We start from the raw sequence: 19,663 nt of genomic DNA on the forward strand, positions 1-19,663 counted from the left end.
GTCAGCTATAGACGCGGCCAAGCACCTGGCGATGGCTCTCGAACTGATCGAGCACATCACGCACGATCTGGTCTGGGGCAAAGCCCATCAGGTCGTACTCCTGACTGCCGTCATGCAGATAGACCTCGGCGCGGTAGAAGCGCTGGCGCAGTTCAGGCTCACCCTCGACCGGCGCCTCGCTCGACGCGGCCATATAGCCGTCAAGGCTCACTTCGTAGACGAAAGGGTTGCCTTCTTCCATCATCACCCGCAAGCCCATCAGGTTGCGCGACTGGCCAACGCGGGTTTCCACCTCGAAGCCCTGCGTCTGCAGCTGTGCAGCGGCTTCTTTCAACGCCGGACTGACCTGCTTGTCCATGAAACGCTGCACCACGGCCTGGGTCGGCTGCAGTTCCAGCTGGGTCAGGCGCTCGCTAAAGCCGCGACGGCCACGGGCGGCCAGTTCGGCGCGCTCCTGCTCGATCACCACGTCCTGCTTCATGGCCTTGTACAGGCCGAACATGAACAGCACCAGCACCACCGAGAATGGCAGGCCCGCCAGCACGACCATGGTCTGCATGGCTTCGAAGTTACCGGCAAACAGCAGGCCGATGGTGACCAGGGTGATCACCACGGACCAGAACACCACCATCCAGTGCGGGGCATCTTCGTCGACCTTGCCGCCTGTGCACGACAGGTTGGCCATCATCACCGCGCCGGAGTCGGCCGGTGTGAGGAACAGCACGAAACCGACGAACACTGCCACACCAATGACGATCTTGGCTGCCGGGAAGTATTCCAGCAGCTGGTAGATCGACATCGAAGGCTGTTCCAGCGCAGTCTTGCCCAGCTCCACGGCGCCCTGGTTGATCACCAGGTCCAGTGCGGTGTTGCCGAAGATCGACAGCCAGGCCAGGGTGAAGCCCAGCGGGATCAGCAGCACACCCATCACCAGTTGGCGCACGGTGCGGCCCTTGGAAATACGCGCAATGAACATGCCGACGAACGGGCCCCAGGAGATCCACCAGGCCCAGTAGAACACGGTCCACAGGCCCAGCCAGCGCTCCGACTTGCCGGCTTCGCCTTCATACACATAGAGGTCGAAGGTTTTCAGCACGATGCCGTTCAGGTAGTCGCCGACGTTCTGCACGAAGCCGTTGAGCAGGTGCAGGGTTTCGCCGCCCAGCAGCACGAAGATCAACAGGCCGCTGAACAGCATGATGTTCAGGTTGGAGAGGCGGCGGATGCCGTTTTCCACACCCGATACCGCTGCCACGGTGGCCACGCCAGCCATGACCAGGATCACCACCAGCAGGTTGGTCTTGCTGTGGTCCATGCCGAACAGGTATTCCAGGCCGGACGACACCTGCATCGCGCCGATGCCCAGGTTGGTCACCAGGCCCAGCAGGGTGACGAACATGCCGAAGATATCGACGGCGTTGCCGGCAGCGCCCTTGACCCAACGCTCGCCCACCAGCGGGTACAGTGCCGAGCGCAGTGCCAGCGGCTGGTTGTGGCGGTAAGCGAAGTAACCCACGGCCAGGCCGACCAGGGCATAGATCGCCCAGCCGTGCAGGCCCCAGTGCAGGAAGGTCAGCTGCAGGCCCTGGCGCGCGGCCTCGAGGCTGGCAGGAGTGCCCTCCGGTGGGTTGAAGTAGTGGTCCAGGGGCTCGGAGGCGCCGAAGTACAGCAGCGAAATACCGATACCGGACGAGAACAGCATGCCGGCCCAGGCGCCATAGCTGAAGTCAGGCTGGTCGTCCTTGCCACCCAGCTTGAGGCTGCCGTAGTCGGAGAAAGCCAGGTAGACGACGAACAGCAGGTATCCGCAGATGACCAGCATGTAGTACCAGCCAAAGGTGCGCGTCAGCCACTTCTGGGCAACGCCCAGCACCTGGCCGGCAGTTTCGGGTACAGCGATCAGCAAGGCAGTCAGAACAAGGATCATCAGCGCGGAGGTGAAGAACACCACGCGGTTGACCCGTACCCTCTCGGCGGGGGGCTTGGTAAGTGAGGCAGAACTCATTGCACGAATGCTCCGGGCAGTGCGGCTGTGGAGGCTAATCAGTCTTTCCCGAGCAATTGGTGGAATATCCCCACTGCATCAGGTGTTATAAAAGAACCCTGGAAACCGTGATCCCGAATCGATACGTTGCCAAAACAGACAGATGGCCTGCTGAAAATGCCACGCCTCAACGGAGGTGCGCGCATTCGTCACAGGTCACCCCGCCCGCTCCAAGGGCCTGTCGCAGGGCCACTGGCCATACGGCAGAATCTGCATTTCGCATCGCTCATGCCCGTCAACACCTTGTATTCCGGGGGTTACGCGATTTCCTGGGGTGTCAATCCGTGCCTTCTCGACCGCCTGAAAAACTGTCAATGGCACAAATTGTCGCAGAGCTTATTCTTTATTGATTGAACGTTCAATCAAAACAAAATAGACTGGCCTTCGCCGAGTCAGCCGCCTGTCGTCTGCTCGCAGGCCTGAGGAGATAGCAAGATGCCCAAGGTCGGTATGCAACCCATCCGGCGCCAGCAGTTGATCGAAGCCACATTGCAGGCGGTCGATCAGGTCGGACTGGGGGACGCCAGCATTGCGCTGATTGCCCGTTTGGCCGGTGTGTCGAACGGCATCATCAGTCACTACTTTCGGGACAAGAACGGCCTGATCGCAGCGACGATGGGTTACATCATGAGCATGCTCAACGAAGGCGTCAGAGCACGTCGTCAGGCCCTGAAAGACGACAGCCCGCGCGCCCACCTGAAAGTGATCATCGAGGGCAACTTCGATGCCAGCCAGGTAAACGGCCCGGCAATGAAAACCTGGTTGGCCTTCTGGGCTTCCAGCATGCACCAGCCCGATTTGCACAGGTTGCAGCGGATCAACGACCACCGCTTGTATTCCAACCTGTGCTGCCAGTTCCGCCGCGCCCTGCCGCTTTACCATGCGCGCAAGGCAGCCCGCGGCCTGGCAGCCCTGATCGACGGCTTGTGGCTGCGTGGCGCCCTGTCGGGTGATGCATTCGACACCGACCAGGCGATACGGATTGCTTACGAATACATGGAACTACAACTGGCCAAGCAGCACACCCTGGGCACAAACGACCAGGCTGCTGACCATGCGCGCACGGCACTTGCCAACCCGGCAGGAGCGTGACGCGCAGGCCAAACCACACACTGCACTTGCGAGGACACTATGGCCCGTTTCGGAACGCAAAAACTCTACATTGATGGCGCTTACGTCGACGCTGGCAGCGATGCCACGTTCGAGGCCATCAACCCGGCCACCGGCGAAGTCCTCGCCCACGTGCAACGTGCTACCGAGGCTGACGTCGAGAAAGCCGTCGAAAGCGCCGAGCGTGGCCAGAAAGTCTGGGCTGCGATGACTGCCATGCAGCGTTCGCGCATCCTGCGCCGCGCCGTCGACATCCTGCGCGAGCGCAACGACGAGCTGGCCATGCTGGAAACCCTGGACACCGGCAAGTCGTACTCCGAAACCCGCTACGTCGACATCGTCACCGGCGCCGACGTGCTGGAATACTACGCAGGCCTGGTACCGGCCATCGAAGGCGAGCAGATCCCGCTGCGCGAATCGTCCTTCGTCTACACCCGCCGCGAGCCGCTGGGCGTAACCGTGGGTATCGGTGCCTGGAACTACCCGATCCAGATCGCCCTGTGGAAATCTGCCCCGGCCCTGGCCGCTGGCAACGCGATGATCTTCAAACCGTCGGAAGTCACCTCGCTGACCACCCTGAAACTGGCCGAGATCTACACCGAAGCCGGCCTGCCAAACGGCGTATTCAACGTTCTGACCGGCAGCGGCCGCGAAGTCGGCACCTGGCTGACCGAGCACCCACGCATCGAAAAGGTTTCGTTCACCGGCGGCACCACCACCGGCAAGAAAGTCATGGCCAGCGCCTCGAGCTCGTCGCTCAAGGAAGTCACCATGGAACTGGGCGGCAAGTCGCCATTGATCATCTGCGCCGACGCCGACCTGGACAAGGCCGCCGATATCGCCATGATGGCCAACTTCTACAGCTCGGGCCAGGTGTGCACCAACGGCACCCGCGTGTTCATCCCGGCTGAAATGAAGGCGGCCTTCGAAGCCAAGATCGCCGAGCGCGTTGCCCGCATCCGCGTTGGCAACCCGGAAGACGAAAACACCAACTTCGGCCCGCTGGTCAGCTTCCAGCACATGGAAAGCGTGCTGGGCTACATCGCCAAAGGCAAGCAAGAAGGTGCCCGCGTGCTGTGCGGCGGCGAGCGTCTGACTGCCGGTGACTTCGCCAAAGGTGCCTTCGTTGCCCCGACGGTGTTCACCGACTGCACCGACGACATGACCATCGTCAAGGAAGAGATCTTCGGCCCGGTGATGAGCATCCTCACCTACGAAACCGAAGAAGAAGTGATCCGCCGTGCCAACGACACCGACTACGGCCTGGCCGCCGGCGTCTGCACCAACGACATCACCCGCGCCCACCGCATCATCCACAAGCTCGAAGCCGGTATCTGCTGGATCAACGCCTGGGGTGAATCGCCGGCCGAAATGCCGGTAGGTGGCTACAAGCAGTCGGGCGTCGGCCGTGAAAACGGCGTCAGCTCGCTGGCTCAATACACTCGCATCAAGTCGGTCCAGGTCGAGCTGGGCGGCTACAACTCGGTTTTCTGAACCCTGTCTAGCCCCGCCCGTGCCACCGCGCACGGGCGTACCCGCTCCCCGATCACCGCCAACACGAGGGTACTTTCATGTCCCAAGAATTCGATTACATCATCGTCGGTGCCGGCTCGGCCGGTAACACCCTGGCGACCCGCCTGACCGAAGACGCCGGCGTCACCGTATTGCTGCTGGAAGCCGGTGGCCCCGACTACCGCTTCGACTTCCGCACCCAGATGCCAGCCGCCCTGGCCTTCCCGCTGCAAGGCCGCCGCTACAACTGGGCCTACGAGACCGACCCGGAACCTTACATGGACGGCCGCCGTATGGAATGTGGCCGTGGCAAGGGCCTGGGTGGCTCGTCGCTGATCAACGGCATGTGCTACATCCGCGGCAACGCCATGGACTTCGACGGCTGGGCAGAACTGCCAGGCCTGGAAGACTGGACCTACCTCGACTGCCTGCCGTACTTCCGCAAAGCCGAAACCCGTGATATCGGCCCTAACGACTACCACGGTGGTGACGGCCCGGTCAGTGTGGCCACGCCAAAGGCTGGCAACAACCCGCTGTTCCACGCCATGGTTGAAGCAGGTGTGCAAGCCGGTTACCCGCGTACCGAAGACCTCAACGGCTACCAACAGGAAGGCTTCGGCCCGATGGACCGTTCGGTGACCAAGAACGGCCGCCGCTCCAGCACCGCCCGTGGCTACCTGGACCAGGCCAAGAAACGCCCGAACCTGACGATCGTCACCCATGCCCTGACCGACCGCGTGCTGTTCGACGGCAAGCGTGCCGTAGGCGTAACCTACCTGGTCGGCGACAGCGAAGAACGCGTGGAAGCCCGCGCCCGCAAGGAAGTGATCGTCAGCTCTGGCGCCATCGCTTCGCCGCAGCTGCTGCAGCGCTCCGGCGTCGGCCCGCGCGCCCTGCTGGAAAGCCTCGACATCCCGGTTGTGCACGACCTTCCGGGCGTTGGTGAAAACCTTCAGGACCACCTGGAACTGTACCTGCAGTACGCCTGCACCCAGCCGGTATCGCTGTACCCATCGCTGCTGTGGTGGAACCAGCCGGCCATCGGTGCCGAGTGGTTGTTCAATGGCACCGGCATCGGCGCCAGCAACCAGTTCGAGGCCGGTGGTTTCATTCGTACCCGCCCTGAGTTCAAGTGGCCGAACATCCAGTACCACTTCCTGCCGGTTGCGATTAACTACAACGGCTCCAATGGCGTGAAGGAACATGGCTTCCAGGCGCACATGGGCTCCATGCGCTCGCCTGCCCGTGGCCGCATCCAGGTCAAGTCGAAAGACCCGCGCCAGCACCCGAGCATCCTGTTCAACTACATGTCCACCGAGCAGGACTGGCAGGAATTCCGTGACGGCATTCGCCTGACCCGTGAAATCATGGCCCAGCCGGCGCTGGACCCGTACCGTGGCCGCGAAATCAGCCCGGGCGCCCACGTGCAAACCGACGAAGAACTGGACAAGTTCATCCGCGAGCACGCCGAAACTGCCTTCCACCCGTCCTGCTCGTGCAAGATGGGCACCGACGACATGGCGGTGGTCGACGGCGAAGGCCGTGTGCACGGCATGAAGGGCCTGCGCGTGGTCGATGCCTCGATCATGCCGCTGATCATCACCGGCAACCTCAACGCCACCACGATCATGATCGCCGAGAAGATTTCGGACAAGATCCGTGGCCGCAAGCCACTGCCGCGCAGCACCGCCAAGTACTACGTGGCGGGCGATGCGCCAGTGAAAGGCAAGCCGATGCGTGAAGTGAAGCAGGGCTGAGGCCTTGATCAGGGGCCGCTCAGCGGCCCCTTTCACGTGCGCTCAGGAGGGCAGCGCAAAGAATGTGCGCATCAACGAATCATCCTCCGTGCCCAGCCGCATCGCCAGTGCCTGGCGATCGAACAGCGTGCCTGTGCGCATATCACGCACTGCCTTGCCGCTTGGCGCCTGCGCCAGCGCCTTCAGGCACACCTCGGTAAAGCGATAATTGTGCCCTTGAACGGCCGTCACCTTTTCCACTTGCAGGTAGCGCCCGGGCATCATCAAAGACTCCGCCTCATCCGGTCGCCTTGAAAAGGGCCCGATAGGCGTCGCCTGCATGTCCTCGCCCGGCTCCAACACATAAACCAACGCGTTTTCATCAAAAACATCCCTGCCACTGATTTGAGCCTGCGGGTCGTTGAAAACCTCCCAGAGGGCATAGGGGTTTTCAGTGAATGACGTGAAGTCAGTGGTCACCAGCACGTCACCCACCTCAATGGCGCCCTCACCAACTGCCTGAAAACCCGTGCCCCGCAGGCTGGAGGCAGCCCGATACAGCCTCACTTGATTAGTCACGCCGATTTGCCCAAGTGCGTGAGCAAGCGCATGGCTGCGCTGGATATGCGCGGCGCGCGTGCCCTCTAGCGGTATACCCCGCCACAGGTTGTTGTAGCGCTCCGGCGAGCTGGTGTACTCGGCAATGGCGGGCGAGCCAAAGCCATGCTCATCGCGATAGACGGGGTAGGGTTCACTGAAGGCATCCAGATACTCGCCATTGGGCCCCAAGGCCTCGAGATCAGCCCACGGTACCGCGCCCAACAGAGCTTGCTGGCGGGCCAGCGCCTGATCCGACACAGCCAGCAATTCATCCGCCGCCGGGGCCATGTAAAGCCCCCAGTCGACCTTGGCGGCAGAAGCTTGCGCCTGGCCAGCCACCCGCGGGGGGACGTGGCCATCGGGAAACAGCTCGCTGGCTCGCAGCATGGCTATATCAAGCAGGATGAACAGAATATCCGTCAGTACTGACCACCACGCTGCTGTGCGCCAACCCTGCTTGCCATTGATTGCCCGGTCCAGGTGCAGCGCCAGGCTGGCGGTGCCCAGACCGAGCGATGCCAATATCACTGGCCAGCCAAACGGCGCCATCGGTGCTATCACGAAGCTCGCCGCTTGCACGCCTGCCAGCCACTCAGCCTTTCGCAGCTGGGCATTGGTGGTCAGCCGTTCGTGAGCGTCGCGGGTCAGATCATCCATCACCGCATCACGTAGACGAACGAACAGGTCCCCTTCAATGGACTGCCCCAAGATGGCGGTGTCACCTCGCGACTGTGCGAGCAACTTGAAGTAATTGCGTAGTCGCGGGCGTAGCGACTGCGCCAGTACCCCGTCCCCGACGAACAGCCTGACCAGCCGCTCTCGCCCCACCGTCGTGACGGCCTGGTCAGCCATCCACTCCTGAAACGCATGACGATCGTCGAACACCTGCACCACAGCCTGAACATCGGCAAGATAGAGGCACAACCTGCCAGTCTTCAGCTTGCGCAAGAACATCAGCTTGGCGCTGATACCGCCGATCACAAGCGCGTTCCAACCAGATTGAGCACTCCCTTCCCAGGCCAGTCGCAAAGCTTTTACGGTAGTCGGCAGTGCGGGTGCAGCGAGCGTCACCCCCATTAGTTCCTGGCGCTCAGGTTCGCTCAACGCAGATTGGCCCACAGCAGCAATGAAGCGGGCGCGGGCCAGGACACAATAGTCTTCACCATGCCGTGACCGAAACGTGCTCAGCGCCTCGGTGTAGCGCCCTGCAAAGTCCAACCGCCAGAACGCCGTCAGTACTTGCTGAGGGTCGAGCCGCACTTCGTTGCGCTCGTCGTAAACTGCGTGGCTGGCATCCACCCGGTAGAAGCCACCATAAATACTCAACTCGTCAGCACTGGCCTGCTGCTGGGGGCTGAATCGCTGGATGACCAGTTCGGTAAGGCTCAAAGAGCGTCGTGGCGGCCCACTGTGGCGCCAGCCGGTGAAGCTCAACGCACTGCTGGCCGCCGACTGGAACTCGTGCCAATAAAGGCCGTCCGGATCCAGCCAGTACCCCAGTTGGCGGCGAAGCACATGGCCCGCCGCCTGGCGCGCCAAACTGTGCAAATCAGGAAATTGCCCGAGCAGGCGCTGGGCCACCTGGGCGAGAGAAATGGTTTCTTTGACATTCATGTCACTTGGCTGCCTGACAGTGGGCAAACCATTACAGCCGCAAGCCGCAGCGACGATGCGGTATCGCTTTACAGCCTGCGTCGGCCTCAGGTTAGAATCGATTGGCACGCGACCTGCTAGCTTTTGCTGGAAAATGCGCTACCACGTCCCTTCCCCGCTGTCTCGGAGTACCTGCCTTTGGATGCAAGCACCATCAACAGCCTGTTCCTGATCGGCGCATTGCTGGTGGGTGCAAGTATCCTGGTCAGCTCGCTGTCGTCGCGCCTGGGCATCCCTATTCTGGTCATCATCCTCGCCGTCGGCATGCTCGCCGGTGTCGATGGTGGCGGCATCATCTTCAACAATTACCCAACCGCCTACCTGGTGGGCAACCTGGCACTGGCCGTCATCCTGCTTGACGGTGGCCTGCGTACGCGGGTGGCAAGCTTCCGCGTGGCGCTGTGGCCGGCGCTGTCGCTGGCCACGGTCGGGGTGATGATCACCACCGCCCTCACCGGCCTGATCGCCGCCTGGCTGTTCAACCTGAGCTTGATCCAGGGCCTGCTGATCGGCGCCATCGTCGGCTCCACCGACGCCGCTGCAGTGTTCTCGCTGCTTGGCGGCAAAGGCCTGAACGAGCGGGTTTCCGCTACCCTCGAGATCGAGTCGGGCAGCAACGACCCGATGGCGGTATTCCTCACTGTCACCTTGATCGACATGATCGCCAGCGGCGAGACCGGCCTGCACTGGAGCCTGCTGGGCCATTTGCTGCGTGAGTTCGGTATCGGCACGCTGCTGGGCCTGGGCGGCGGCTGGCTGATGCTGCAACTGGTAAACCGTATCAATCTGGCCGGCGGCCTGTACCCCATTCTGGTAGTCGCCGGCGGCCTGGTAATGTTCTCGCTGACCAACGCCCTGCATGGTAGCGGCTTCCTCGCTGTTTACCTGTGCGGCCTGGTGCTGGGCAACAAGCCGATCCGTAGCCGCCATGGCATCCTGCATATGCTCGACGGCATGGCCTGGCTGGCCCAGATCGGCATGTTCCTGGTGCTGGGGTTGCTGGTCACGCCGCACGACCTGCTGCCTATCGCCCTGCCGGCACTGGGCCTGGCGCTGTGGATGATCCTGGTGGCGCGGCCACTGTCGGTGGTCGCGGCCCTGCTGCCGTTCAAGGCTTTCCATGGCCGCGAAAAGGGCTTCATTTCGTGGGTCGGCCTGCGCGGCGCGGTACCGATCATTCTGGCGGTGTTCCCCCTGATGGCGGGCCTGCCAGACGCCCAGCTGTTCTTCAACCTGGCCTTCTTCATCGTGCTGGTATCGCTGCTGGTGCAAGGCACCAGCCTGCCGTGGGTGGCCAAGCTGCTGAAAGTGACGGTTCCGCCAGACCCGGCGCCAATCTCCCGCTCCGCCCTTGAGGTGCACATCACCAGCGAGTGGGAAATGTTCGTCTACCGCCTGGGCGCCGAAAAGTGGTGCATCGGTGCCGCCCTGCGCGAGCTGAAAATGCCCGAAGGCACACGGATTGCCGCGCTGTTCCGTGGTGAGCAACTGCTGCACCCGTCGGGCAGCACGGTGCTGGAGGTTGGCGACATGCTCTGCGTGATCGGCCACGAACACAACCTGCCGGCCCTCGGCAAGTTGTTCAGCCAGGCGCCACAGCGTGGCCTGGATCTGCGTTTCTTCGGCGACTTCGTGCTCGAAGGCGATGCCGAACTGGGTGCGGTGGCAGCCTTGTATGGCCTGAAGCTCGATGGCCTCGACGCGAAAATGCCGTTGGCGCAGTTCATCCGACAGAAGGTCGGAGGCGCTCCAGTAGTAGGGGACCAGGTCGAATGGCATGGCACGATCTGGACCGTGGCAACCATGGACGGGAACAAGATCCAGAAAGTAGGCGTCAGATTCCCCGAAGGAACGCGACCCGGACCAGGATTGTTCCTCTAAACTTCGTTTCAGCCGGATCCACAAGTAGTCTGCCTATGTCCCTGCGCGTGTACCTTCGCACAGCCCTGCTCGGGTTGTGCCTGTCCCTTTCTTTTGCCGCTAGCGCGGCAGAAGCCCCGACCACCGCCAGTATCCAGAACAGCCTCGACAAGATCGCCGAGCGCAAGCTGCCCGAGGCAGACCAGAAGGCGCTGCAGCAGGTGCTCGAACAAACGTTGAGCCTGCTTGCTGCCAAGGAAGACAACGAAAAGAAACTGGCTGCACTCAAGCAGCAGCTGAGCAGTGCCCCCAAGGAGACCAGCGACAGCCAGAAGGAGTTGGCCAGGCTCAAGGAAACCAAGGCACAACCGGTGGCACAGCGCTACGCCAACCTCACCGTGCCACAGCTTGAACAGATGCTCAGCGAGCGCAACACGCTGCAGGGCGAGCTGCAAAAGGCGTTGTCTGAAGCCAACAGCCTGATCATCAACTCGCAAACCCGCCCCGAGCGTGCCCAGGCGGAGATCAGCAGCAGCCAGACCCGCACCCAGCAGATCAACAACATCCTCAAAACCGGCAAGGACGGTGGCAAAGCCATCAATGCCGACCAGCGCAATCAGCTCAACGCCGAGTTGGCTTCGCTCAACGCGCTGACCCTGCTGCGCCGCCAGGAACTGGCCGGCAACAGCCTGCTGCAAGACCTCGGCAATGCGCGTCACGACCTGCTGGTCGAGCGCGCTGCGCGCCTGGAGCAGGAAATTCAGGACCTGCAGACGCTGATCAACGCCAAACGCCTGGCCCAGTCCCAGGAAGCCGTCACCCAGCAGTCGATCGAGGCTCAGAAGGCCGGCGGCAGCAGCCTGCTGGCCACTGAAAGCGCGATCAACCTCAAGCTTTCCGACTACCTGCTCAAGAGCACCGACCGCCTTAACGAACTGACCCAGCAGAACCTGCGCACCAAGCAGCAGCTCGACAGCCTGACCCAGGCCGACCAGGCGCTTGACGAGCAGATCAACGTGCTCAAGGGAAGCCTGCTGCTGTCGAAGATTCTCTATAAACAGAAACAGACCCTGCCGCACCTGAAGGTCGACCGCGACCTGGCCGACCAGATCGCCGACACCCGCCTGTACCAGTTCGAAGTCAACCAGCAGCGCGAGCAGATGAGCAGCCCGGTCACCTACGTCGACAAGCTGCTGGCGGCGCAACCGCAGGAAGATGTGACCCCGCAGCTGCGCAAGGCCCTGCTGGAAGTGGCCATCACCCGCAGCGACCTGTTGGAGCGGCTGAACCGCGAGCTGTCGGCGCTGCTCAACGAATCGATCACCCTGCAGCTCAACCAGAAGCAGCTGCTGGGCACCGCGCAGAGCCTGCGCACCACCCTCGACGAGCAAATGTTCTGGATCCCCAGCAACAAGCCGCTGGACTGGGACTGGCTGCAATACGTGCCGGAGCGCCTGGCCGACCAGGTCGCCAACCTGCCGTGGGGCTCCAGCCTGAAAGAGCTGGCCGATGGCCTGAGCCAGCGCCCGTTGCTGTTCCTGCCGCTGCTGTTGGTGATCGGCGCGCTGTTGTGGCGGCGCAAATACCTTTACCAACGATTAGGCAAAGTGCACCAGGATATCGGCCACTTCCGCCGTGACAGCCAATGGCACACGCCCCAGGCAATCCTAATCAACATTCTGCTGGCGATGCCGGTCAGCCTTGGTCTGGCGCTGTGCAGCTACGCCCTGCAGATCGACGCCCGCGGGCAGAATGCCAACCTGGGCGCCGCACTGTGGCAGCTGGCCCAGGCCTGGCTGGTGTTCTATACCGCCTACCGTATCCTCGCACCCGGTGGCGTGGCGGAAGTCCACTTCCGCTGGCACAAACCACAGGTCGAGTTCCTGCGCGGCTGGGTTCGCCGCCTGGGCACCGTGGTGCTGGCACTGGTCGGCGTGGTGGCGGTGGCCGAGCACCAGCCTTCGGCATTGGCAGACGACGTATTGGGCATCGGCGTGGTGCTGACCTGCTATGCGTTGATGGCCTGGCTGCTCAGCCGCCTGCTGCTCAGCAGCCCGGCACACCGTGACACCTCGCTGTTCCGCAGGGCGGTGGGGGTAGCGTTCACCGCCCTGCCCATCGCCCTGTTCGTCGCCGTGTGCTTCGGCTACTACTACACGGCACTGAAGCTTACCGACCGACTCATCTACACCCTGTACCTGCTGCTGTTCTGGCTGGTGATCGAGGCTGCCTTCGTGCGCGGCCTGTCGGTGGCTGCACGACGCCTGGCCTACCAGCGTGCGTTGACCAAACGTGCGGCAGCCAAGGAAGGGCTGGATGGCGAAGTCATCACCGAAGAGCCAACGCTGGATATCGAACAGGTCAACCAGCAGTCGCTGCGCCTGATCCGCCTGGCCCTGCTCGGCGGCTTCATCGCCGGCCTGTACTGGGTATGGGCCGACCTGATCTCGGTGTTCGCCTACCTCAACAATTTCGTCCTCTACGAATACACCAGCGGCACCGGCGCCGCCGCCAGCATGGTACCGATCAGCCTCGGCGACCTGCTCGGCGCGCTGGTGATCGTCGGCATCACCTTCGCCCTGGCCGGTAACTTGCCAGGCCTGCTGGAGGTACTGGTGCTGTCTCGCCTGAACCTGGCCCAGGGCAGTGCCTACGCCACCACCACGCTGTTGTCGTACACCATCGTCGGCATCGGCATCGTCAGCACCCTGTCGAGCCTGGGGGTGAGCTGGGACAAGCTGCAATGGCTGGTGGCCGCGCTGTCAGTAGGGCTGGGCTTCGGCATGCAGGAAATCTTCGCCAACTTCATCTCCGGCATCATGATCCTGTTCGAGCGCCCGGTACGGATTGGCGACACCATCACCATCGGCAACCTGTCGGGCACGGTAAGCAAGATCCGCATCCGCGCCACCACCATCACCGACTTCGACCGCAAGGACATCATCGTCCCCAACAAGACCTTCATCACTGGCCAACTGATCAACTGGTCGCTGACCGACACGGTCACCCGGGTGACGCTGAAGCTGGGCATCGACTATGGCTCAGACCTCGACCTGGTGCGCGACCTGCTGCTCAAGGGCGCGCATGAGAACCCACGCGTGCTCAAGGACCCGGAACCGATCGTGTACTTCCTCAACTTCGGCGAAAGCTCGCTGGACCACGAACTGCGCATGCACGTGCGCGACCTGGGCGACCGCAACCCGACGCTGGACGAGATCAACCGCTACATCAACCGCGAGTTCAAGGCCCACAACATCAAGATCTCGGTACGCCAGGTAGAGGTATTCCTGATGGACGCCAAGGGCAGCAAACAGCAATTGATTCCGATGGAACAGCCGAAATTGGATGGCACTGCTTCGGCCTGAATGGGCTCGAATACTTTATTGTGTGCAAAATGGCTGCGAGGGCTTCGCCCTCGTTCGCGGGTAAACCCGCTCCTACACAGGGACCGCACTGCTTTCAGGCGCTGCATGTTCTTTGTAGGGGCGGGTTCACCCGCGAGGGGCCGCCAAGCGGCCCCATTGGCACCGATTCCAAGGAGCAGTCCCGTGAAAGCCCTCGACCAACTCACCTTCGACAACCGCTTCGCCCGCCTGGGCGATGCGTTCTCCACCCAGGTGCTGCCCGAGCCCATTGCAGACCCGCGCCTGGTGGTAGCGAGCGAGTCGGCCATGGCCTTGCTCGACCTCGACCCCGCCCAGGCCGAGCTGCCGGTGTTCGCCGAACTGTTCAGCGGCCACAAACTGTGGGAAGAGGCCGACCCTCGGGCGATGGTTTATTCCGGCCACCAGTTCGGTTCGTACAACCCACGTCTGGGCGACGGCCGTGGCCTGCTGCTGGCCGAAGTGCTCAACGACGCAGGCGAACACTGGGACCTGCACCTCAAGGGCGCCGGCCAGACACCCTACTCCCGCATGGGTGACGGCCGCGCCGTGCTGCGCTCCTCAATTCGCGAGTTCCTCGCCTCCGAAGCCCTGCACGCCCTGGGTATCGCTACCAGCCGGGCACTGTGTGTGATCGGTTCCAGCACCCCGGTGTGGCGCGAAACCCGTGAAAGCGCGGCCATGCTGACGCGTCTGGCGCAGAGCCATGTGCGTTTCGGCCATTTCGAGTACTTCTACTACACCAAGCAGCCCGAGCAGCAGCGCGTGTTGATCGACCACGTGCTCGAACAGCACTATCCCGAATGCCGTGACGCCGAGCAGCCCTACCTGGCCATGTTCCGCACCATCGTCGAGCGCAATGCCGAACTGATCGCCCGCTGGCAGGCGTATGGCTTCTGCCACGGCGTGATGAACACCGACAACATGTCGATCCTCGGCATCACCTTCGATTTTGGCCCCTACGCGTTTCTGGATGACTTCGACGCCAACTTCGTCTGCAACCACTCCGACGATCGAGGCCGCTACAGCTACGCCAACCAGGTGCCCATCGCCCACTGGAACCTCAGCGCGCTGGCCCAGGCACTGACCACCGTGATCGAAGTTGAGCCACTGAAGGAAGCGTTGGGCCTGTTCCTGCCGCTGTACCAGGCCCATTACCTGGACCTGATGCGCCGGCGCCTGGGGCTGACCACCGCCGAAGATGATGACATGGCGCTGGTCGAGCGCCTGCTGCAGTGCATGCAACGCGGTGGCGTGGATTACAGCCTGTTCTTCCGCAAGCTGGGTGAGCAGCCGGTGGCCGAGGCGCTGAAGGTGGCGCGCGATGACTTTATCGACCTGGCCGGTTTCGATGCCTGGGGCGCAGACTACCTGGCCCGCTGTGGGCGTGAGCCCGGCAATGCCGAAGGCCGCCGCGAGCGGATGCATGCGGTGAACCCGCTGTACGTGCTGCGCAACTACCTGGCGCAGAAAGCCATCGAAGCGGCCGAGGCGGGGGATTACAGTGAAGTTCGACGGCTGCACCAAGTCCTGGCCAGGCCTTTCGAGGAACAGCCCGGGATGCAAGCCTACGCCGAGCGACCGCCGGAGTGGGGCAAGCACCTGGAAATCAGCTGCTCTTCCTGATTAACGCCGAATCCTGTGGGAGCGGGCGTGCCCGCGAAGCAGGCAACGTGATGGATTGCACCGGCTTCGCCGGTGTTCGCGGGCACGCCCGCTCCCACAAGGAAACCGTGATCCCAACACCGGAGATGAAATGACCGACCCACTGGTAATCCCCTGCCCCCACTGCAACGGCCTCAACCGCCTGCCCGCCGAGCGCCTGGGCGATGCGCCGAAATGCGGTCGCTGCAAAAAGGATGTGCTGTTGAGCACCCCTTTCGAGCTCACCGAAGCCAGCTATGCCAGCCAGATCAAAGGCGACCTGCCGCTGCTGGTCGACATCTGGGCCGACTGGTGCGGCCCGTGCAAGTCATTCGCCCCCACCTTCGAAGAGGCCGCCCGGAAGCTTGCTGGCCGCTGCCGCCTGGCCAAGCTCGACAGCGAAGCCAACCGTAACCTCGCAGGGCAACTGGGCATACGCTCGATCCCCAGCCTGCTGCTGTTCAAGAACGGCCGCGAAATCAGCCGCCAGGCCGGGGCGTTTCCACTCCAGTCGCTGCTGGAGTGGCTGCGTAGCCAAGGGGTTTAAGCGTTTTCTTCAAGCAGCGAATGCAGCTCGATAAACTGCTGAGTCAGCTTGTGCCGCGGCTCCAGGTGAATCAGCGGCAGGCTGGCGTGGTGCGATTCGCGCATTTTCACCGAGCTGCCCAAGTACACCGGCAGCACCGGCAACCCTTCGGCCAGCAGTTCGTCGAGCATCTGCTGCGGCAGGCTGGCACGTGACTGGAACTGGTTGACCACGATGCCTTCGACCACCAGGTCTTCGTTGTGGTCTTCCTTGAGGTCTTCGATCTCGGCCAGCAGGCCATACAGGGCCTGGCGCGAAAAGCTGTCGCAGTCGAAGGGGATCAGCACGCGATCGGCAGCGATCAGCGCAGAAACCGCATAGAAATTAAGCGCCGGCGGGGTATCGATGTAGATACGCTCGTAATCCTCGTCCAGCTCGTCGAGCAACTTGCGCAGCTTGTTGATCTTGTGTTTTGCCTCCAGCTTTGGCTGCAGGTCGGCCAGCTCGGCAGTGGCGGTGACCACATGCAGGTTGTCGAACGGGGTTTCGTAGATATCGACCTTGTTCTTCTTGCTGAACGGCCCGCTGGAAAGGCTTTGCTTGAAGAAGTCGGCGATGCCCATGGGGATGTCCTCGCCGGTCAGGCCGGTGAGGTATTGGGTCGAGTTCGCCTGGGCATCCAGGTCGATCAACAAGGTCCGGTAGCCTTCATTGGCACTGACCGCCGCCAGGTTGCAGGCAATGCTCGACTTGCCCACGCCACCTTTCTGATTGAACACCACGCGCCGCATGATTGACCTCCGTGTATCAACGAATGCCCGAGTATGTGGCGGCAGTGGGGCAATGACCAGTGCCATTTGACCGGCATCACGCCTGACCGACCACCTGCCCTGTCAACAACTCGGCAAATGCCTTGGCCATCACCGAATGACCACGCTCGCGCTGCACCAGCCACACCGCCGTCATCGCCTCTTCATCGAGCAGGGTGCGGTACACCACCCCTTCTATGCGCATGCGCTGGAACGACGCCGGCAACACCGACACCCCCAGCCCCGCCGAGACCAGGCCGATGATGGTCATCGCTTCCCCTGCCTCTTGCGCAAAATGGGGGCTGAAACCCGCATGTCGCGCCAGGCTCAGCAATTGTGCATGCAAGCCGCTGCCATAACTGCGCGGGAAGAACACGAAGGGCTCAGGGGCCAACGCCGCCATGTAGACGCCTTGCTCAGTGCCCTCAGCCAGCGGATGCGAAGCATTGATCACCGCCACCAACGGTTCTCGGAACAACTCGGTGGCCACCAACCCCTCCGGCAGCGGCATCGGCCGCATCAACCCCACCTCGATGGACTCGTCGAATACCCCTTCGGCAACATCACGGCTGCTCATTTCCTTGAGGTTCAGGTGCACCGCCGGAAAGCGCTGACGGAAGGCATGAATGGCCTTGGGGATTTTCGAGGTGAACGGGGCCGAGGAAGTGAAACCGATTTTCATCTCCCCCAGCTCGCCCAACTGCGCACGCCGGGCGACATCCGCAGCCTTCTCCACCTGCGCCAATACCTGGCGCGCTTCCTCGAGGAACAATCGCCCGGCCTCGCTCAGTTCGACACGACGATTGGTACGGTCGAACAACCGGGCCCCTAACTCCTGCTCCAGGGCCTGGATCTGCTGACTCAAGGGCGGCTGGGAAATACCCAGCTGCTGGGCGGCGCGGCCAAAGTGCAGCTCTTCGGCCACAGCAATGAAGTAACGCAGATGACGCAGTTCCATGATCCGCTCCAATCAAGTCGTAAAACATCTCAAATAGGTCGAACAATATATTGGATCTAATCGTTAGCCAGCTATATGCTTTTTTCATTGCGCCAGAGGTACCCGCCCGTGAAAACTGCAGTAGCCCCCCTCCTCCTTGAGCCACAACCTGCCATCCTGACCGAAATGTGGATCGAAAAAGGCACACCCGCTTTCATGAAAACCGTGCTGGCCTTGTTCAGCGGCGGTTTCGCCACCTTCGCCTTGCTGTACTGCGTACAGCCAATGATGCCTCTGCTATCCAACGAGTTTTCCATCAACGCGGCGCAGAGCAGCCTGGTGCTGTCGGTGTCCACCGCCATGCTGGCGTTCGGCCTGCTGATCACCGGCCCCATTTCTGACCGCATCGGGCGCAAACCCGTGATGGTGTTCGCGCTGGTCTGCGCCGCCCTGTCCACCTTGGCCAGCGCAGTGATGCCCAGCTGGGAGCTGGTACTGGCCACCCGCGCCTTGGTCGGCCTGTCGCTGAGCGGCCTGGCGGCAGTGGCGATGACCTACCTGAGCGAAGAGATTCACCCGCAACACATTGGCCTGGCCATGGGCCTGTACATCGGCGGCAACGCGATTGGCGGCATGAGCGGGCGGCTCATCACTGGCGTACTGATCGACTTCGTCAGCTGGCACACGGCGATGCTGACCATTGGCGGCCTGGCCCTGGTGGCCGCGCTGGTGTTCTGGAAGGTGCTGCCGGAATCACGCAATTTCCGCGCACAGACGATGAACCCACGCAGCCTGCTGGACGGCTTTGTCATGCACTTCAAGGATGCAGGCCTGCCCTGGCTGTTCCTTGAAGCCTTCCTGCTGATGGGCGCCTTCGTCACCCTGTTCAACTACATCGGCTACCGCCTGCTGGCCGAGCCCTACCACATGAACCAGGCGCTGGTCGGCTTGCTGTCGGTGGTTTACCTGTCGGGTATCTACAGTTCGGCACAGGTCGGCGCCCTGGCGGACAAACTGGGCCGGCGCAAGGTGTTCTGGGCCAGTATCGTGGTAATGGCGGGTGGCTTGCTGTTGACACTGGCCAGTCCGCTGGTGATGGTGATCGTGGGCATGCTGGTGTTCACCTTCGGCTTCTTTGGTGCGCACTCGGTGGCCAGCAGCTGGATCGGCCGCCGGGCGCTGAAAGCCAAGGGGCAGGCGTCGTCACTGTACCTGTTCTGCTACTACGCCGGCTCCAGCGTGGCCGGTACGGCGGGCGGGGTGTTCTGGCACCAGTGGGGCTGGAACGGGATCGGGCTGTTCATTGGCAGCCTGCTGGCGGTGGCATTGCTGGTGGCGTTGCACCTGAGCAAGTTACCACCCAAATCGGTGTGATGCATTCATGGGCATGCCCGCACCCACAACCTGTGGGAGCGGGCGTGCCCATGAAGAGGCCATCAGATCAGTTGATGATCTCGACAATATCCACATCCACTTCCCGGCTCATCAGGTGCTTTTCCACCTCACCGGTCAGCTTCACCTTGGTCTTGTCGTTGAACGGCGTCGGCGGCAGGTCCTCATCGTCGATCTCGACAGTGATGGTGCCGGTGTTGTCCTTGAACTCGTACTTGTCGTCGTTGTTAATCTTCTTGGTCACGAAGCCCTGCAGCACGACGGGGGTGTCATCGGCGGCGTCGTTCGCGGCGGCAACCGTGGTTACCGACTGGGCGCCAGGGCCGGTGTAGCCAGCGGCAAATGCGCCAGCGCTGAACAAGGGGGCGAGGATAAGGGCAAGATAACGGATTTTCATGAGGATCGGGTCCTGTTTCGGTTTCGATGGGACCAGATTAACGACGATCGCTGAATTAAA

General features: G+C 62.3%; 13 protein-coding genes and 1 pseudogene. 8 read left to right on the forward strand and 6 right to left on the reverse strand.

Annotation, left to right across the window (positions count from 1 at the left end):
• Position 1: 1 nt before the first annotated feature.
• A complete protein-coding gene (locus ACF8Q6_RS03110; RefSeq protein ID WP_173881252.1) occupies positions 2 to 466 on the reverse strand; it encodes a hypothetical protein in 465 nt (154 codons plus the stop codon).
• Positions 414 to 1,948: pseudogene (locus ACF8Q6_RS03115) on the reverse strand (BCCT family transporter). The gene ACF8Q6_RS03110 and the pseudogene ACF8Q6_RS03115 overlap by 53 nt, the downstream one beginning before the upstream one ends.
• Positions 1,949 to 2,479: 531 nt before the next feature.
• On the opposite strand from ACF8Q6_RS03115, the gene betI reads away from it, so the two are divergent.
• The 3 genes from betI to betA all read left to right on the forward strand — a co-directional run bounded on the left by betI (position 2,480) and on the right by betA (position 6,423).
• Positions 2,480 to 3,136 (forward strand): transcriptional regulator BetI, encoded by a 657-nt coding sequence (gene betI, locus ACF8Q6_RS03120; protein ID WP_110745136.1) that lies wholly within the window; start codon positions 2,480 to 2,482, stop codon positions 3,134 to 3,136.
• Between the two features lie 39 nt (positions 3,137 to 3,175).
• Positions 3,176 to 4,648, forward strand: coding sequence for a betaine-aldehyde dehydrogenase (betB, locus tag ACF8Q6_RS03125; protein WP_392498279.1), 1,473 nt, complete (start codon positions 3,176 to 3,178; stop codon positions 4,646 to 4,648).
• Between the two features lie 77 nt (positions 4,649 to 4,725).
• The gene (gene betA, locus ACF8Q6_RS03130) at positions 4,726 to 6,423 is read left to right on the forward strand and encodes a choline dehydrogenase (RefSeq protein WP_221099887.1); all 1,698 of its coding nucleotides are present in this window, start codon (positions 4,726 to 4,728) and stop codon (positions 6,421 to 6,423) included.
• Between the two features lie 42 nt (positions 6,424 to 6,465).
• Here betA and ACF8Q6_RS03135 read toward each other — a convergent pair whose 3' ends face one another.
• Positions 6,466 to 8,616: a dermonecrotic toxin domain-containing protein gene (locus ACF8Q6_RS03135; RefSeq protein WP_392491996.1), complete on the reverse strand. Its 2,151-nt coding sequence runs from the start codon at positions 8,614 to 8,616 to the stop codon at positions 6,466 to 6,468.
• Positions 8,617 to 8,793: 177 nt separating this feature from the next.
• On the opposite strand from ACF8Q6_RS03135, the gene ACF8Q6_RS03140 reads away from it, so the two are divergent.
• The 4 genes from ACF8Q6_RS03140 (at position 8,794) to trxC (ending at position 16,089) form a co-directional block, all read left to right on the forward strand.
• A complete protein-coding gene (locus ACF8Q6_RS03140; protein ID WP_010955613.1) occupies positions 8,794 to 10,536 on the forward strand; it encodes a potassium/proton antiporter in 1,743 nt (580 codons plus the stop codon).
• A 35-nt stretch (positions 10,537 to 10,571) separates the two neighbouring features.
• Positions 10,572 to 13,880, forward strand: a complete 3,309-nt coding sequence (mscK, locus tag ACF8Q6_RS03145) for a mechanosensitive channel MscK (protein WP_392491998.1) — start codon at positions 10,572 to 10,574, stop codon at positions 13,878 to 13,880.
• A gap of 183 nt (positions 13,881 to 14,063) precedes the next feature.
• On the forward strand, positions 14,064 to 15,524 hold the full coding sequence (gene selO / locus ACF8Q6_RS03150; protein ID WP_392492000.1) for a protein adenylyltransferase SelO: 1,461 nt from the start codon (positions 14,064 to 14,066) through the stop codon (positions 15,522 to 15,524).
• A gap of 130 nt (positions 15,525 to 15,654) precedes the next feature.
• Positions 15,655 to 16,089, forward strand: a complete 435-nt coding sequence (trxC, locus tag ACF8Q6_RS03155) for a thioredoxin TrxC (RefSeq protein ID WP_010955616.1) — start codon at positions 15,655 to 15,657, stop codon at positions 16,087 to 16,089.
• Here the strand turns inward: trxC and ACF8Q6_RS03160 are convergent.
• On the reverse strand, positions 16,086 to 16,859 hold the full coding sequence (locus ACF8Q6_RS03160) for a ParA family protein (protein WP_392498283.1): 774 nt from the start codon (positions 16,857 to 16,859) through the stop codon (positions 16,086 to 16,088). The two genes, trxC and ACF8Q6_RS03160, sit on opposite strands and share 4 nt — an antisense overlap.
• 76 nt (positions 16,860 to 16,935) lie before the next feature.
• The gene (locus ACF8Q6_RS03165; RefSeq protein ID WP_010955618.1) at positions 16,936 to 17,835 is read right to left on the reverse strand and encodes a LysR family transcriptional regulator; all 900 of its coding nucleotides are present in this window, start codon (positions 17,833 to 17,835) and stop codon (positions 16,936 to 16,938) included.
• A gap of 165 nt (positions 17,836 to 18,000) precedes the next feature.
• On the opposite strand from ACF8Q6_RS03165, the gene ACF8Q6_RS03170 reads away from it, so the two are divergent.
• On the forward strand, positions 18,001 to 19,188 hold the full coding sequence (locus ACF8Q6_RS03170; protein ID WP_392493889.1) for an MFS transporter: 1,188 nt from the start codon (positions 18,001 to 18,003) through the stop codon (positions 19,186 to 19,188).
• A 67-nt stretch (positions 19,189 to 19,255) separates the two neighbouring features.
• Here the strand turns inward: ACF8Q6_RS03170 and ACF8Q6_RS03175 are convergent, their stop codons facing one another.
• On the reverse strand, positions 19,256 to 19,603 hold the full coding sequence (locus ACF8Q6_RS03175) for a YgiW/YdeI family stress tolerance OB fold protein (protein ID WP_003249161.1): 348 nt from the start codon (positions 19,601 to 19,603) through the stop codon (positions 19,256 to 19,258).
• Positions 19,604 to 19,663 lie beyond the last annotated feature (60 nt).

This window comes from Pseudomonas sp. GLN_2 (assembly GCF_043106005.1).
GTDB classification, from domain to species: Bacteria; Pseudomonadota; Gammaproteobacteria; order Pseudomonadales; family Pseudomonadaceae; genus Aquipseudomonas; species Aquipseudomonas alloputida.